We start from the raw sequence: 15,579 nt of genomic DNA, 5'->3' as shown, positions 1-15,579 counted from the left end.
TCGGTTTCTGGACTCACGGTGTCTAAGCGTATTCCTCTACTCTTCATCCTCATCTACATGCCCCGGCGTAGCTGCCGCCTTCATCCGCGCGAACTGTTCATCGAAGCGATTCAGATTTGGCTTTTCGACGATCCCATAGCGCTTCAAGAAATCCAGCATGGTGTGGGCGATGAGGCGACGGCTCTTGGGTTTCGCGAACTTATGGCCTTCACCTGGAACGAGGAGAAACTCGGTGGTAACTCCGTACGCATCCATGGAGTCACGCATCTGACCAGATTCTCGTGGCAAAACGTTGGTGTCCCACTCGCCATGGATGAATAGCGTGGGTGCTTTCATTTCGTCGGCACGCAGTACTGGTGAGAGATCTCGTAGCAGCTCCGCATCTTGGTATGGGTAGCCATAACGCGTATAGGCTGCTTGGGCCAGCCACGGCTCGGTGGACTTGTAGTAGGTCTCGAAACTTGTCATTCCACAGGCATCGATGATTGCGGCATAAGTGTCCGGGTACCACGCAGCTGCCATGAGGGACATGAAACCGCCATAGCTGCGACCTCCGAGGACAATTCGCTTCGAGTCAGCAAGTCCGGAATCGATGAGGAAATTGGTAGCGGCTTCGATATCGCGGATAGCAGCAAACCGGCCATAGCGGTCACCTGCGTGCTCGAAGGATCGACCAGAGCCCTTGGAACCGCGCAAGTTCGGCGTGAACACAGTCATGCCAGATTGCACCAACGCAGCGAGAATATCGTGGTTGATGGGTTTAGCTTGCAGCTCAGGTCCACCGTGAATGTGGATGAACGCTGCCCCCGGACCCTTATCTGAAAAGTCTTCTGGCAGGTACAACCAGCCAGACAATTCCAGTCCATCGCGCGAGGTAAAGTGCACGAGCTCAGGAATCAGGCACTGCTCACTCAACGATTGTTCAGCTTCGAGAATGCGCTGTGTTCGTTGAGGGTCAACTGGATCTACGGTGCCACCTGTGGTGGACAAAATCTCCACCGTGGGTGGCAATCCTGGCCCTTCTACAGTCACCGAGATGAGGCTACCGTCTCCGGAAATGGACAACTCGCTGGCCACCATGCCCGGCAGCTCCACTGTGCGACGCACTTGAACACGGATACCGTCGCCCTGCGGCCCTTCACCGAGTGTCAGCACTTCTAGCGATGACACACCTCCGTTGTTCCATAGCACTGCTGCAGTAGAAGCGTCGTCGCTGATGAGGAACTCTTCAACATCCTGATCCGGGTTGCTGATGAATTCTTCGACGGACACATCGATGCCATTGACGTCGAGACGAAGCACACGGGTCCGTTCCACTCCATGATCGGACAACACGAACGCAGTGAGCTTGCCATCATGTGCTCCGGCAATGATGACACCGGCATCTGTGGTGGAACCAGGATCGGGTGGCAGTAGCGGATTCCACTTCATGTCCGGGCCGACCAACAAGAGTTCGTGATGCCCACGCGGGCCAACGCGCACCAATCCATAGCCGTTTTCAGCTGCCACCAACAGACTGTCAGAACGCTGGTCGATCACTTCGTATCGCGATGTCCGAGGATCCACCAGACGCGCCTGTGTCACTCCCCGATCAGTCACCGCATTCATAGCCAGCAACTCGTTATCCCACTCCACCAACGTGGTGCGGCTATCCGCAGGCAACCGAAGTGGGGTGGCTCCTGGCACATCTGGGTCCGTAGATACAAGCCACGTTTCCAGCCGCTCGGTGCCATGCGGTGATACTTCACACGCGATCCACTTCGCATCTGGCGAGTGCAGAACCTTGGTGACAGGTCCGTCGATAGGCAACTTCACATAGCGTTCTTCGCCGAGGCCGGCACCGTCAGGCTCCAGCTGCATCTGCACGGCGTGTGGGTAGCCATGATCGCGAACGATGTACGCAATAGCGCTTCCATCAGGGGCGAGCGAGGAACCATATGTGTGACGCATACTACTAATCTTAGGCCGTCGCACCCCTAGCGGAAATCACGGCTCCGCCCTGCGACCACCGGCGCTGCCACAATCTCATGTAGTGGAACAAGCTTGTCGGCCACCACAGTCACTGCACCTGATGCATTTTGTACGATGCCTCTGACCATCAGGGCGCGCTCTGTTGTCGCAATAGCCCGGTAGCGCTCCCACAGTCCGGGAGTGCACAGGACATTCATGAGTCCGGTCTCGTCTTCCATACCCAGAAATACCACTCCACCTGCGGTTCCCGGACGCTGCCGATGCGTCACCATTCCGGCAATCCGCACCCTCGAACTGTCTTCCACATGTTTCAGTTCGATCGCTGACACCACTCCTCGCTCTTGTAGTTCTGCACGCAAAGCAGCCACTGGATACTCGCCTGGCGTCACCCCGGTTCCCGCCAAGTCCGCCGCCGCCAACTCGAATTCGGTCATCCCTGGCAATGCCGGCGCATTCGCCACAGTCAGCCCCGGCAGCATCCCTTCATGCTCTGTCGCTGCCACGCCTGCCACCCACAACGCTTGACGACGATCCATCCCCAAACACGCCATCGCACCAGCCCTGGCCAACGCTTCCAGATGGGCAACGGTCAGTTGTGCCCGGCGCGCGAGGTCCGCAGCCGATTGAAATGGAGCTGTGGCACGAGCAGCAACGATGCGTTGCGCTGCGACGTCGCCAAGCCCGGTGATGGAGCCGAGTCCCAACCGGATGCGATCACCTCCGGCCGACCCAGCAGCTACTTCAACATCGGCTTCCACTCCGGAAACATCGATGCTGGGGCTGACACATTCCACACCGTGCCTGCGCGCATCTGCGACCAATGACTGGGCCGAGTAGAAGCCCATCGGTTGTGCCCGCAGCAGCGCCACACAGAACTCTGCCGGGTAGTGGTACTTAAACCATGCCGAGAAGTACACCAACGACGCGAACGACTGCGCATGCGACTCTGGGAATCCATAGGCTGCAAATGCAACGATCTTGTTCCAGAGTTTCTCTCCCACTTCCCCACTGATGCGATTGGTCTGCCACAGGCCTCGGAGGAATCGTTCATGCAAGGCCTCCATTTTGGCTACGGAGCGTTTTGATCCCATGGCTCGTCGTAAAGAGTCCGCTTCCGCGCCGCTGAACCCGGCGGCATCGACAGCCATCTGCATGAGCTGCTCTTGGAACAACGGAATGCCGAGAGTTTTACCCAGTGATTTCTCCAGCACCGGATGGTCGTAGGTGACAGCTTCCACACCGTTACGCCGGCGGATATACGGATGCACCGAACCACCCTGGATAGGACCTGGACGGATCAAGGCAACCTCGACAACGAGGTCAAAGAACTCACGAGGTTTCAGCCGGAGCAATGTTGCCAACTGCGCGCGTGATTCCACTTGGAATACGCCAACGGCATCGGCGCGTGCGAGCATCTCGTAGACCTCTGGTTCTGAGATGTCGATCTCCCATAGGTTCACTTCCTTGCCCCGATGCTTCGCAACCAGATCAATACAGTGATGTATCGCCTCCAACATGCCAAGCCCCAGCAGATCGAATTTCACCAACCCAGCTGCCGCGCAATCGTCTTTGTCCCACTGCACCACCGAGCGGTTTTCCATGCGCGCCCATTCCGTGGGTACGACATCTGCAATTGGCCGGTCGCAGATCACCATGCCGCCGGAATGAATACCCAGATGCCGTGGTTGACCTTTCAGCTTGTCCGCTAACTCCGCAACCAGGGCCGGTGGATCCGTCAGTTTATTGACCCACGCATCAATCACCCCAGGGTCATGCCCCAGCGCGCGAGCGGCGTCGCGGAGCGCGCCGCGACGTCGATACGTAATGACATTTGCCACCTGTGCGGCATTATCTCGGCCATAACGCCGGTACACGTATTGGATAACTTCTTCACGACGACCCGACTCGATATCAACATCGATATCTGGAGGTCCATCGCGCTCGGCCGATAGAAAACGCTCGAAGAGTAGGCCAGCGGAAATGGGGTCCACATTGGTGATGCCGAGGGCAAAACACACAACGGAGTTCGCTGCCGAGCCACGCCCCTGCGCCAGAATGTTTTCTCGCCGACAGAAGTCGCAGATGTCGTGGACGATCAGGAAGTAACCAGGAAAACCTAGTTGATCAATGACATCGAGCTCATGCTCCAGTTGAACCCAGGCGCGACGAGAAATGTCGGTGTCTCGCTTGTACCGCCTCCGCGCACCTTCCTTCGCCAGCTTCGCGAGCCACGTTGATTCCGTGTACCCGTCCGGCGTATCCCATTCGGGTAGGCGGGGCGCAATGAGATCCAAGGTGAAAGCGCACTCGGCAGCAATGTCTTCGGTGGCAGCAATCGCGTCGGGCAGATGGTGGAAAAACTCCCGGAGCTCCTCCCATGACCGCAGCCACGAACCACCTACCGCTGGCAGCGCAGATTCGTGTTCATCTAGCGATTCCCGCACATGCAACGCATGCTTTGCTCCCGCAACGCGTGCCGACGACGGCGTCGCAGCTGTTGCAGCTGCTCCCACCACTTGCCGAAGTCCTAGTTTCTCTGCAGCTTCCGCCAACTCCCGTTGATAGTCAGCTGCACGCGGCGTGAGATCAATGCGATGTTCAACTGCCACGTTGGCTGCACCAAAAGTGGCGACCAGCGCATCAAGATGAGGCAACCATTCTTCGTTCGCCAGGATCTGCCAGTGTCCATCAGCATGGTGCGCTAGCTGGTCAAGGGATGGATACAGTAGTACTCCCTTTTCACCACTAGCCATGTGCGCATCGCACAACACATGACTGAGCCTCCGGTACCCTTCCGGCCCTCGAACAAGAACAGTGAGAGGAGCTTCGGACAAAGAGAGCTCCGCACCGATGATGGTGTTCAGCCTCGCTTCTGCCGCTGCCTCAGCGAAGCGTGCGACACCGTAGAAGCCATCGCGGTCTGCAATTCCCAATGTGCGAAGTCCCAGCCGGCATGCCTCCGCCACCATATCTTCTGGATCTGAGGCTCCATGCAGGAAGGAAAAACTGGTTCGGCAATGCAAGTCAGCACCGACGCGCTGGGCAATGTCACGCTCGTGGGCAATGTCATGCTCGTGGGCGCTGTCTGCTGGTGGTTTTGACAACCGTGAGGCATCACCACCATGTTCACCCCACCGCCCAAATGCGCCGGCAATGACAGATTCCGGGGCAGTTCGCCAGCCATTAAAGGTCTCGGTAGGAGTGAGTTTTCCGGTGTAGGTGCTGGACAAGATGCGCTCGATACGCGACCACGACAGAGGACGACCACCCATGCCGCAACAGTAGCGCCACCAACGGACCATTTTCAAACACATGTTCTAGTAAAGGTGACCATTTTTAGCATTTCCGCAGTAGTGATACGCTAAACCCATTACAAGACAGCTTGGTCTATTTACAAACACCCCACCAGGAGAACAACCATGAACCTCAAGCGTTTTACCGCAGGCGCTCTGACCGTCGCTTTTTCAGCTACTAGCCTTGTTGCCTGTGGTAGCGGCGATGACGAAGGAACCATCACCATTGGCACCACCGACAGCCAAAAGAAGGCATGGACCGTATTCCAGCAGAAGGCCGAAGCTGCCGGCATTGACCTGAAGGTTGAACCTTACACCGATTACACCACCCCGAATCGCTCCCTCGATGAGGGACAGATCGATGTCAATCTCTTCCAGCACATCAAGTTCCTCGGCGAGTACAACGTTGGCGCTAACTCGGATCTCGTGCCAATTGCATCGACCGAGATCATTCCACTGGCCCTGTACAGCAAGGACGTGAAGTCCGTTGATGACATCAAGAAGGGCGCAGAGGTCGCAGTTCCAAACGATCCTTCGAACCAGGGTCGCGCCATCTCTGTTCTCGTCCAGGCAGGCCTACTGAAGCTGAAGGAAGATGGCATCCTCACCCCTTCCCCAGCGGACATCGACGAAGCAGCATCCAAGGTCAAGGTCGTTCCAGTTGACCCAGTTCAGACAACTACCGCCTACGGCGAAGGCAAGCTCGCTGTCATCAACAACACCTTCCTTGAGCGCGCCAGCATCGATCCGAACACCGCGCTGTTCCAGGACGACCCAAACACCGCTGAAGCAGAGCCTTACATCAATGTGTTCGTCGTCAAGGCTGACCGTAAGGATGACCCGGAAATCGCGAAGCTGGCTAAGTTGTGGCACGATCCAGAGGTTCAAAAGGCAGTCGACGAAGACTCCAAGGGCACGTCTGTCGCAGTCGATAAGTCGGCAGACGAGCTACAGGCAATTCTCGACCGCGTCGAAAAGCAACAGCGCGAACAAAAGTAGGAAACCTTAAGTGACTCGCACAGGAACCCAGCTGGAGTTCCGAGGGCTCAGCAAAACATTTGGCGACGTTACCGCGTTGTCCGATGTCACACTCTCCGTCGAACCCGGAGAAATCCTCGGCATCATTGGCTACTCCGGAGCAGGAAAATCAACGCTCATCCGCATGATTAATGGCCTGGAGAAGCCAACACAGGGAGAAGTCCTTCTCGACGGCACCGATATCGCGCGAATGCCCGAGCGTAAGCTGCGTGGTCTGCGCCGCAATATCGGCATGATCTTTCAGCACTTCAACCTGTTCCATTCGCGCACTGCGGCGGGCAATATCGCTTATCCGCTGGAGCTTGCGGGGATGCCGAAGAAGCAGCGTGATGAGCGCGTTCGCGAGTTGCTCGATTTCGTTGGACTGGCCGACAAGGGACGCAATTACCCCGAGCAGCTCTCGGGTGGCCAGAAACAGCGTGTGGGTATTGCCCGCGCGCTTGCTACCAACCCGACGCTTCTGCTTGCCGACGAAGCCACCTCGGCACTAGACCCGGAAACCACTGCCGATGTCTTGGAGCTGCTGCGTCGGATTAATCGAGAGATGGGCGTGACGATCGTCCTGATTACGCACGACATGTCCGTGGTGCGGGCGATTGCGGATCGGATGGCGATCATGGAGAACGGCCGAGTTGTCGAGCACGGTTCGGTCCACGGCATCTTTTCAAATCCGCAAACGGAGGTCGGACGTAAGTTCGCTGCAACCGCGCTACGCGATCGACCAAAGGGACGCGAACTGGATTCTGTGTTGGGCTCTGCTGGCCGTTTGGTGACGGTTACTTTGAACGACCAGATTGACCTCGCTGCCGTGTTGGCTGCAGCTCATGCCCGTGGCGTGAAGGCAACGGTTGCACATGGCTCGGTGTCCAATGTGCAGGAGCATGCTTTTGGTCGTTTAACACTGCGATTAACTGAGGCTGCGGGCGACGGTGTTATGCCTGGCGACGGCGCTGCTGTTCGCGCAACCATTGCCGAGCTGTCGGCGCTTACCACTGTGGAGGAACTGCGATAATGACGAACTTCCTCAACTCTTTGCCTGATATTTCTGGCAAGAACACCAATTGGGATTCCCTGGCTCCAATGCTCGGAGAATCCATTGGACAAACGTTGGCGATGGTCGGCGTCGCAATGCTGGCCGGCGGTTTCTTGGGCCTAATAATCGGTATCTTGCTGTACACCTCTCGAAAGGGTGGCGTGCTGTCGAGTGGCCCGGTGTACACAGTGCTGAACGTGCTGATCAACTTCGTGCGTCCAATTCCGTTCATCATTTTGGTGACGGCAATTGGCCCGCTCACCCGCATGGTTGTGGGCACGACCATCGGCACGGAAGCCGCAATGTTTGTCATGACGATTGCGGCAACGTTCGCTATCGCCCGCTTGGTGGAACAAAACTTGATGTCCATCGACCCTGGCGTTATTGAAGCTGCCCGATCCATGGGTGCGTCACCATTTCAGATCATTCGTTCGGTCATCGTGCCCGAGGCACTTGGCCCACTGATCCTGGGCTACACCTTCGCATTTATCGCGGTGGTCGATATGTCCGCAATGGCTGGCTATATCGGTGGCGGTGGCCTCGGCAACTTTGCCATTACGTACGGCTACCAGGCATTCGACTGGAACGTGACACTGGTGGCCACGTTCGTCATCATCCTCATCGTGCAGGCTGCCCAGCTGCTGGGTAACTGGGCAGCAAAAAAGATCATGCGTCGCTAGTCCGCTACCCCAGCTGCCGCACACCCACCGCAGCCCAGCCCTTTTTCGGCCCTGGTTCATCGCCACATGACGACACAACACCGTCAGTGACGATCTGTTCCAGGGCCACTTCTATTGCACGACCGTTGTAAAGGGCAACGGTGGCAATGGCAGTACCGGTGCCGGCATCAGCAACCTGCACGGATTCAACAGCATCCAGCGACCACTCCCCGAGCGCCTCGCGAGCAGCCAACTCCGCCACCTGCCCCTGCGCCTTGTAGATCCCGCGCCCACGACATCCATCCGCGTATAAGGTGCCCTGTTCAGCGGTTTCGAGAGCATCCTTCATTGCCTGCGCGCTCAGTCGACCGTACGAGTAATTCCACGGCAACATCACCACTGCCGGAGCAAAACGATGCCCCTTGGAGTGCGACGTCTCCCACACCTGCTCAGGAAAGACCTGCGCCAATGCGGCAGCCAGCGGACGCCCCTTCACTGCGCAGCACCGATCGCGCTTGCCATGAGTACACACCAATAGCATTGGCTTATCGACGAGCACAGCCCCTTCAGTGCGTTTGCCCAATTGAATGTCGAGAGTCATGAGTTCTTCGACATCGGCCACCATGCGGTGCTCGACGAATACATCGCTCGCGGTAGCAGCTGTTGAGGCCTCGGATGTCGCAAACTCGGATGGGTCGCAGTGGGAGATGTAGAGGTTGATGCCGTCGCACGGGACCTGACCAAGTCGACCAGGCTTCCGAATGAGTTGGAGACTGCCGTTTCTTTCTGCGAGCCATGATTTCAGTCGAGCGGTGATGTCGTCGCCATAGACCCCGCCGTCGAGGATGTCGTGACTCCAGCCATAGTGGTGCTCAAGTGCGATGAAGAGCTTTCCAGCCTTGGCTGTGCCCGGCAATGGCTCATCGATATTCGCAGAACAAATGGTGTCAGACATATAACTTTCCTTAGCAGAAGACGGAAAACGCACCCTGTAAGGGGCTGTTTATATTACTGTTTGGCAACACTTTCTAGCCTCAAGCCTGCGACCTGCGGTTTTACTATTAGCGTACTTTGCCATTCCGAGTTTTCACATTTACGGTCGTTGGCATGAATTTTAATCCGGTTTCCCGAGCATCATCACCGAAGATGGTCGCTGCCGTGTCGTGTGCTGCATTGGTTCTTGGCGTAGCAGCCTGCTCCACCAATGGAGACGAAGTCGAACCTCAGTCGGCTGTGTCGATGCGATCAAGCGACTCGGCAGGTAGCCAGGGCTCCGACGCTGGTAAGCCGAATGCTGAAACCGGAGGCACGTCTGCTGTCTTAGAGTCTGACCCTGCCCCTGAAGGCGAGGAGTTCTCACTGAATGCCGCCGAGGCTGCGCCTGCCGAAGGGTCCTATCTGGGCATTAAGGATGTCCGCATCGGCTCTCACGATGGATATGACCGCATTGTTTTCGAGTTCACCGGCGAGGGCAAGCCTGGTTATTGGGTACGTTACGACGACATCCCCGCCCAGCAAGGCAGCGGTAAGGCGATTTCAGTAGCTGGTGCGAAGAAGCTAGCCATTGATATTCGCGGCACCGGCTATCCATTCGATTTCAACATGGAGGACTTCCCGTCCGACCCGGTTCGCCCAACCGACACCAAGTCCATTGAGGAAGTTGTTGGCGCTGGCACATTTGAGGGATCAAGCCAGTATGTCGCTGGTGTCCGCGATGAGCGTCAGCCGTTCCGGGCCTTCTTGGTAGAAAACCCGACTCGCCTCATTGTAGATATTGAAGCGAAGTAGCTTGCGTTCCTCTGATGTCTTCGCTCACCGGGTGTCTTCGCGCATGGAGTTCTTTGCGTTTAGCGAAGTCTTAGGAATATTTTCCTTCTATTCGCCACTGCCCTTTGCTGCCAATCAGCAAAAACGCGGCTTTGTCGATAGCTATTTGTAGACGAGCTGCTCTCCTCCCTTCAGAGACAGTCCACCAACGTTCATCCACTGGCCATGGCCCCGCCCACGCAGTGACGGCATGATTCTGCCCCGCCCAGGTGACGCTGTGCGGTTCCCCTGTCAACGTTGCCCTGCCAGTTACAACAACTGCTTGCCCCTGTGCATCCAGCACTCGTATTTGAGCTGCCGGATGTCGAGCCCCATGAGGCACAACAACTGCTGGATTCGGTGCCGGCATCGCCCCATGCCATTCGCCAGAGCTGACGGGCTGTTCTTCCCCAACCGGAATCATCGCGATTCTTTCGCCTGGCCCTCGACCACCAACCACAACAGGATGCGACACTGCATCTACACCAAGTAAGCCTTGCACCCGCACTGCGGCGTGATGAGCTCGTCGTACCGATTCGTCCGCTCGTCCCCACAACGCATCCTTGATCGCTCCCGCTTCAATGACATCGAGAGGCTCCAAAGTAAGCGCAATGATGCCCCGATCTTCGCTGCATTCGCCATCGTCAACGTCGATGCCGTGGCCGTCGCTGTCATCGGTCCCTACCGATACTTCCCTCCGCGATAACCAACCATCCAACTGCCACCGAACGCGATCCACTGTTGCCGTTTCGGTTAATGGTTCGGCACAGCGCCACACACGTCGTAATTCTTGCCGGTCAGAGAACTCCGCTGTCACCGCCAGACGCTGACACAGATAGCCACGCGCCCCTAAAGTTTCGTGCAGTTTTGCTGCAAGAGCGCGCGCCACGAAAGACGCTTCGTCGACACGTTGGAGCGGCCTGCCATCAACAGATTCTTCTGCTGGCACATAGCGCACAGTGAGGTCAGCGGGAACGGCACGCGCTGCCACTAGCTGCCGTTCGCCGTGTTCTGCAAGATAGCGCCAGCGCATTCCCTCTGTACCAAACCGCGTTGCAATGTCGCGGGCTGGGATCGCCGACACATCTCCTAGCGTGCGCAACCCCAAATCATCCCAAGCTCGCGCAAGCGTCTCAGGGAAGCCAAGAGAGACTTCCGCCTGGACTTCCCGCAAAGATACGTATTTCCGAAATTCCGCCCCAGCGCCGACTGGCAGTTGCACATTGCGACGTGTCGCAAGCACCGCCGTCACCACATCGTCTGCAACTCCGATCTGACAGTCCACTCCCTGCGTAGCTGCTGCGTCGAGCAGCATTTCTAATGCTTTTGCTTCCCCGCCGTAATACCCGGCAGGACCCTTAGCATTCATCACCACAAACCCGGGGCGCAGAGCCTCGACGCCGGCAGCGATAGATTCGAGCCTGCCTACAATCGGCTCGAACTCGTGAGCATCACGCACTGGGTCTTCATCGAGCACCACTACTTCCGGGCAGGTCGCTTGTGCTTGCCGACGTCGCTGCCCACGCCGCACCCCCGCATCCCTAGCGGTTTGTGAACAGTCGCGAACAACGACAGCGCCACCAGATCCAACGGTGCCCGCAGTGTCCCGCCCAATGAGCGCAACCGGCGTCAACACCCCCGAATACGGCATTTCCAGTGCCGTTGCAGTCTCCTCGACCACTCCCGCCAGCAAGGCTGCTTGCACAGGCCAATCTGGCAACCACAACCCGATGACACGATTCTGGTTTGCCACTCCAGCCACTGTCATTGTGCCCTCTTAAATTCAAGAATCTCCGCACCACGAGACGCGCCTACCGCACCTCCAGATTCCCCAACTACCCACTGCACCTGACGACGCGGTCGCCCACTGCCTTCCGCCGACACGTGATACTCAATGCCCCGAATGCGGCCATGCCCACGCCCCAACCCGTGCACAGCAACAAGCTCGGATGAAATGCGCACCGACGCTCCCGGCCACCCCTTACCAACGAAAAGCAATGCGCACCCACTCTTCCGCAGCCGCGCCATGATTGGTCGCGCCAATGACGGCGGTGGTGCCTGTGGCAGGTCAACCACCACCAAGTCCGCGCCATCAGCCAACAGGCCGACAACTTCCAGTGGTTCCTCACCTGGGTCTTCTACAACCACGACACGTGAAATGTCACCACCCTGCTCTACTACCGACAACATTCCGCACTGCGCGGTCCCTACAACAGCAACCTGCAGTGATGCTTTTGTTGCCTCCGCAATAAGTGCCACGACAACAGCACCAGCACTGTCAATAGAACTCACTGCACCCCGAGCCAAACCACCATCGAACAACACCTGCAGCTCAGCTGGCACAGCAATATAGCGTTCGCTACCACCACCATCACTATGATGCTCAGAGCCCGCCAACGATCCGTCATCACGGCCTTCAACCTTGCGCATTGACCGTCGCAGAGCAGCAATGCGATCAGTTTTCCCCAGTGTGGCCAGCTGCGATAAATCTGGCAGCTCGTGTACAGCAGCGGTCATTTTCTTCCTCCTCCCCCATAAGATATTCGAAAGTGTATGCGAACTAACGGATTTCAGTCAAGGTAAATTAGCACACATATTCGAATATGGTGTGAAAGAAAAATCCGGGATCACTCAACCCCGGAAAAACTTGCAAACTACTCTGCAGCGACATCTAGCACGACATCGAACTCCAGCAGATTAGCGCCAGTGGCAACAGGCTTACGGTTCTCCCCAGCATGCGCAGAACGACCAGAACCATCGCGCCACCCTGCGTACGCTTCCTCAGACTCCCACTCCGTGTACACAAAGTAGCGCTCTTCGCCCGCCGTAGGGCGCAGCAACTGGAAACCCAAGAAGCCAGGCACATCCTTCATCCGACCAGCATTCGCCGAAAAACGGCGCTCCAGCTCTTCGCCGGCACCTTCAGGAATAGAAATTGCATTGATCTTTACGATGCTCATACCGACCAAGCGTACCCAACTACTCGTTCAGTGGCCTCGGCCCCGAAAACGCATGCGGCGCCGGATTCACTCGCGCCTTCAACGTCGTTCGTGGCAACCCCGGCGCAGGAAGACGCGACAAACCATCCGGACGATGCCCAACGTAACCGTCTACCTTGCCGAAGCGGGTCGTCGGCAAGCCTTGTGCAGGACCTGGCAGCCTACCCTCCCGCTGCCATGCCTCGCGAGCTGCAACTACCTCGTCATGAGTGCGACCGATGAAATTCCACCACATCACAATGTTCTCGCCGAACGGCTCACCACCAATCAGCACCATGCGAGCAGCTGTCGTGCCGGTATTCGTAATCGTCAAAACCGTCTCGCCGACACCTGTGTAGCCCATCGCGGTGCGCGGAATAGCCGTGCCGTTCAGTTGGATCTCGCCTGAATCAACAAGCAAGCCATGCTCGAACGCAGCGTCCACAGGCACAGTCGCGGATGCTCCGGGAGCCAGTCGCAGCTCTGCTCCCACCAGTGGAGAAAACGTACGAATCGGCGACGTCTCACCCAGCAATGAACCAACAAACACCAGTGCAGAAAGCCCATCCCGCTCAATCAACTCCGGCGCATAATGCTCGAAACTGCGCGGTGCGGTGTTGCGGGCAGCGTCGGGAAGCACAGTCCACAGCTGCACACCATGCAGAATAGTGGTGTCCTGCGTCGACACTTCGGAATGACAAATGCCAGCGCCAGCGGTCATGAGATTGACCTCGCCCGGACGAACCACCCCATGGTTATCACCGGAATCGTGGTGCGTGACATTCCCTTCGAATAGCCAGCTCACCGTCTGCAATCCCGTATGCGGATGCGGTGCCACGTCCATACCACCGGTCTTTGCGACGTCATCCGGACCAAAATGGTCACAGAAACACCATGCGCCAATCATGGAACGCTGGCGTTGCGGAATGGTGCGCTGCACTGTCATTCCGCGTGGCCCGCCCAGGGGAACCTCACGGGAGGCAATGATCTCTACGAGCGGCTCGGTAGTCGAATGCGAATGAACCTTGCGCGTTGACATGTCCACAAGCATAACGGCAACAAGCGACCTACCGCCCAGAAAATGACTTATGACCGAGCCAGCAACAATTTAGGCTCACAATTGCCCAATTTTGTTGCTGGCTCGGTCATAAGTGCTCAGCAGCTAACGCCAGGAACGCGCTACTCCCACTCAATGGTTCCCGGTGGCTTGGAGGTGACATCCAAGACCACTCGGTTAACCTCGGCAACCTCGTTAGTAATACGGGTAGAGATGCGCTCCAGGACGTCGTAAGGAATACGCGTCCAGTCGGCGGTCATTGCGTCCTCCGAAGTAACAGGGCGCAACACGATTGGGTGGCCGTAGGTACGTCCATCGCCCTGGACGCCAACCGAGCGAACGTCGGCAAGCAGAACAACCGGGCACTGCCACACAATTTCGTCGAGACCAGCAGCCGTCATCTCTTCGCGTGCAATCGCATCCGCGCGACGCAAAGTATCCAGGCGCTCCTCATCGACAGCGCCGATGATGCGAATGCCTAGACCTGGACCTGGGAATGGCTGGCGATTCACGATCTCTGGTGGCAAGCCGAGCTCGCGACCAACAGCACGGACCTCGTCCTTAAACAGCAGACGGAGAGGCTCGACGAGAGTGAATTCGACATCGTCAGGAAGACCACCAACGTTGTGGTGCGACTTGATATTTGCGGTACCAGAGCCGCCACCGGACTCGACCACATCTGGGTACAAGGTGCCCTGAACCAGGAAGTCCACCGTCTCGCCTTCAGGAGCACCATCGAGAGCCTGCGCCACCGCACGCTCGAAGGAACGAATGAACTCGCGACCAATGGTCTTGCGCTTCGTCTCTGGGTCAGTGATGCCAGCGAGTGCGTCGAGGAAGACCTTACGATCATCGACAGTGATCAAACGAGCGCCGGTTGCAGCAACGAAGTCCTTCTCAACCTGTTCCCGCTCACCTTGACGCAGCAGCCCATGATCCACGAATACACAAGTCAAACGGTCACCAATAGCACGCTGAACAAGTGCTGCCGCTACTGCCGAATCAACGCCACCAGACAGGCCACAGATTGCCCGACCAGTCTCGCCGACCTGCTTCCGCACGCCCTCAATGAGCTCTTCTGCAATATTCGCAGCAGTCCAGTTCTGCTCCAACCCCGCGATCTCGGTGAGGAAGCGAACCAGCGCCTGCTGGCCATACGGCGAATGCTTGACCTCAGGGTGGTACTGCACGCCGGCCATTTTCTTCTCAGCACACTCGAATGCCGCAACAGGTGCGCCCTTCGATGACGCAGTGACAACGAAGCCTTCCGGTGCCTGCGTCACAGCATCGCCGTGGCTCATCCACACCTCGTGGGTAGCAGGCATGCCGGTGTGCATTGCACCCGCATCCGCTGCCAATTCGAGCTGCGTGCGACCGTACTCGCGGTCACCGGTCGCGGACACTGTGCCGCCAAGAGCATTCGTCATTGCCTGGAAGCCGTAGCAAATACCGAACACAGGAATGCCCAGTTCGAGCCACTCAGAATTCAGCTTTGGTGCGCCATCTGCATACACACTTGACGGACCACCCGACAGCACCAGCGCCGCCGGGTTCTTCTTACGGATTTCCTCCGTGGTTGCCGTATGCGGAACCACCTCGGAGTACATGTTTGCCTCACGAACTCGACGTGCAATCAGCTGCGCGTACTGCGCTCCGAAATCCACAACGAGAACGGGCTTATTTACCTGTCCATTCACCTGTTCAGCCACGATTCCCAGCATATCAATCCGAGTGGACTTCCCTA

At 57.5% G+C, this 15,579-nt stretch carries 12 protein-coding genes; 4 read left to right on the top strand and 8 right to left on the bottom strand.

Annotation, left to right across the window (positions count from 1 at the left end):
• Window positions 1-36 precede the first annotated feature (36 nt).
• Together WG938_RS02410 and WG938_RS02405 are read right to left on the bottom strand one after the other, a co-directional pair.
• The gene (locus WG938_RS02410; protein WP_339977165.1) at window positions 37-1,950 is read right to left on the bottom strand and encodes an alpha/beta hydrolase family protein; all 1,914 of its coding nucleotides are present in this window, start codon (window positions 1,948-1,950) and stop codon (window positions 37-39) included.
• A gap of 26 nt (window positions 1,951-1,976) precedes the next feature.
• Entirely contained in the window at window positions 1,977-5,285 is a 3,309-nt protein-coding gene (locus WG938_RS02405) for an error-prone DNA polymerase (protein ID WP_445292877.1), read from the bottom strand.
• A gap of 105 nt (window positions 5,286-5,390) precedes the next feature.
• Between WG938_RS02405 and WG938_RS02400 the strand changes: the two genes are divergently transcribed.
• From WG938_RS02400 to WG938_RS02390, 3 genes are all read left to right on the top strand, one after another.
• On the top strand, window positions 5,391-6,263 hold the full coding sequence (locus WG938_RS02400; protein WP_339977161.1) for a MetQ/NlpA family ABC transporter substrate-binding protein: 873 nt from the start codon (window positions 5,391-5,393) through the stop codon (window positions 6,261-6,263).
• A 10-nt stretch (window positions 6,264-6,273) separates the two neighbouring features.
• Complete coding sequence (locus WG938_RS02395; RefSeq protein WP_339977159.1) at window positions 6,274-7,314, top strand: methionine ABC transporter ATP-binding protein; 1,041 nt, start codon at window positions 6,274-6,276, stop codon at window positions 7,312-7,314.
• A gap of 68 nt (window positions 7,315-7,382) precedes the next feature.
• Window positions 7,383-8,015, top strand: coding sequence for a methionine ABC transporter permease (locus WG938_RS02390; RefSeq protein WP_339978749.1), 633 nt, complete (start codon window positions 7,383-7,385; stop codon window positions 8,013-8,015).
• A gap of 4 nt (window positions 8,016-8,019) precedes the next feature.
• On the opposite strand, the gene WG938_RS02385 is transcribed toward WG938_RS02390, so the two are convergent.
• Entirely contained in the window at window positions 8,020-8,949 is a 930-nt protein-coding gene (locus WG938_RS02385; protein ID WP_339977157.1) for a sucrase ferredoxin, read from the bottom strand.
• Between the two features lie 152 nt (window positions 8,950-9,101).
• On the opposite strand from WG938_RS02385, the gene WG938_RS02380 reads away from it, so the two are divergent.
• Window positions 9,102-9,782: an AMIN-like domain-containing (lipo)protein gene (locus WG938_RS02380; RefSeq protein ID WP_339977155.1), complete on the top strand. Its 681-nt coding sequence runs from the start codon at window positions 9,102-9,104 to the stop codon at window positions 9,780-9,782.
• A 70-nt stretch (window positions 9,783-9,852) separates the two neighbouring features.
• On the opposite strand, the gene WG938_RS02375 is transcribed toward WG938_RS02380, so the two are convergent.
• The 5 genes from WG938_RS02375 to guaA all read right to left on the bottom strand — a co-directional run bounded on the left by WG938_RS02375 (window position 9,853) and on the right by guaA (window position 15,532).
• Window positions 9,853-11,553 carry a Y-family DNA polymerase gene (locus WG938_RS02375; RefSeq protein ID WP_339977153.1) on the bottom strand — a complete coding sequence of 567 codons (1,701 nt, stop codon included), beginning with the start codon at window positions 11,551-11,553 and terminating at the stop codon, window positions 9,853-9,855.
• A gap of 11 nt (window positions 11,554-11,564) precedes the next feature.
• Window positions 11,565-12,317 carry a hypothetical protein gene (locus WG938_RS02370; protein ID WP_339977151.1) on the bottom strand — a complete coding sequence of 251 codons (753 nt, stop codon included), beginning with the start codon at window positions 12,315-12,317 and terminating at the stop codon, window positions 11,565-11,567.
• Window positions 12,318-12,454: 137 nt separating this feature from the next.
• A complete protein-coding gene (locus WG938_RS02365) occupies window positions 12,455-12,760 on the bottom strand; it encodes an antibiotic biosynthesis monooxygenase family protein (RefSeq protein ID WP_339977149.1) in 306 nt (101 codons plus the stop codon).
• A gap of 19 nt (window positions 12,761-12,779) precedes the next feature.
• A complete protein-coding gene (locus tag WG938_RS02360; RefSeq protein WP_339977147.1) occupies window positions 12,780-13,817 on the bottom strand; it encodes a pirin family protein in 1,038 nt (345 codons plus the stop codon).
• Window positions 13,818-13,957: 140 nt separating this feature from the next.
• A complete protein-coding gene (guaA, locus tag WG938_RS02355) occupies window positions 13,958-15,532 on the bottom strand; it encodes a glutamine-hydrolyzing GMP synthase (protein WP_339978747.1) in 1,575 nt (524 codons plus the stop codon).
• Window positions 15,533-15,579 lie beyond the last annotated feature (47 nt).

Source organism: Corynebacterium sp. H113 (genome assembly GCF_037572315.1).
In the GTDB taxonomy this organism is placed as follows: Bacteria; Actinomycetota; Actinomycetes; order Mycobacteriales; family Mycobacteriaceae; genus Corynebacterium.
Note: the sequence above shows the minus strand (reverse complement) of the source record. Positions and strands in the feature narration are given on the sequence as shown.

Coding starts and splice junctions, on each gene's coding strand:
- WG938_RS02385 (WP_339977157.1), bottom strand. CDS start 8,949: ATGTCTGACACCATTTGTTCTGCGAATATCGATGAGCCATTGCCGGGC.
- WG938_RS02410 (WP_339977165.1), bottom strand. CDS start 1,950: ATGCGTCACACATATGGTTCCTCGCTCGCCCCTGATGGAAGCGCTATT.
- WG938_RS02390 (WP_339978749.1), top strand. CDS start 7,383: ATGCTCGGAGAATCCATTGGACAAACGTTGGCGATGGTCGGCGTCGCA.
- WG938_RS02365 (WP_339977149.1), bottom strand. CDS start 12,760: ATGAGCATCGTAAAGATCAATGCAATTTCTATTCCTGAAGGTGCCGGC.
- WG938_RS02380 (WP_339977155.1), top strand. CDS start 9,102: ATGAATTTTAATCCGGTTTCCCGAGCATCATCACCGAAGATGGTCGCT.
- WG938_RS02405 (WP_445292877.1), bottom strand. CDS start 5,285: ATGTGTTTGAAAATGGTCCGTTGGTGGCGCTACTGTTGCGGCATGGGT.
- WG938_RS02400 (WP_339977161.1), top strand. CDS start 5,391: ATGAACCTCAAGCGTTTTACCGCAGGCGCTCTGACCGTCGCTTTTTCA.
- WG938_RS02370 (WP_339977151.1), bottom strand. CDS start 12,317: ATGACCGCTGCTGTACACGAGCTGCCAGATTTATCGCAGCTGGCCACA.
- WG938_RS02360 (WP_339977147.1), bottom strand. CDS start 13,817: ATGTCAACGCGCAAGGTTCATTCGCATTCGACTACCGAGCCGCTCGTA.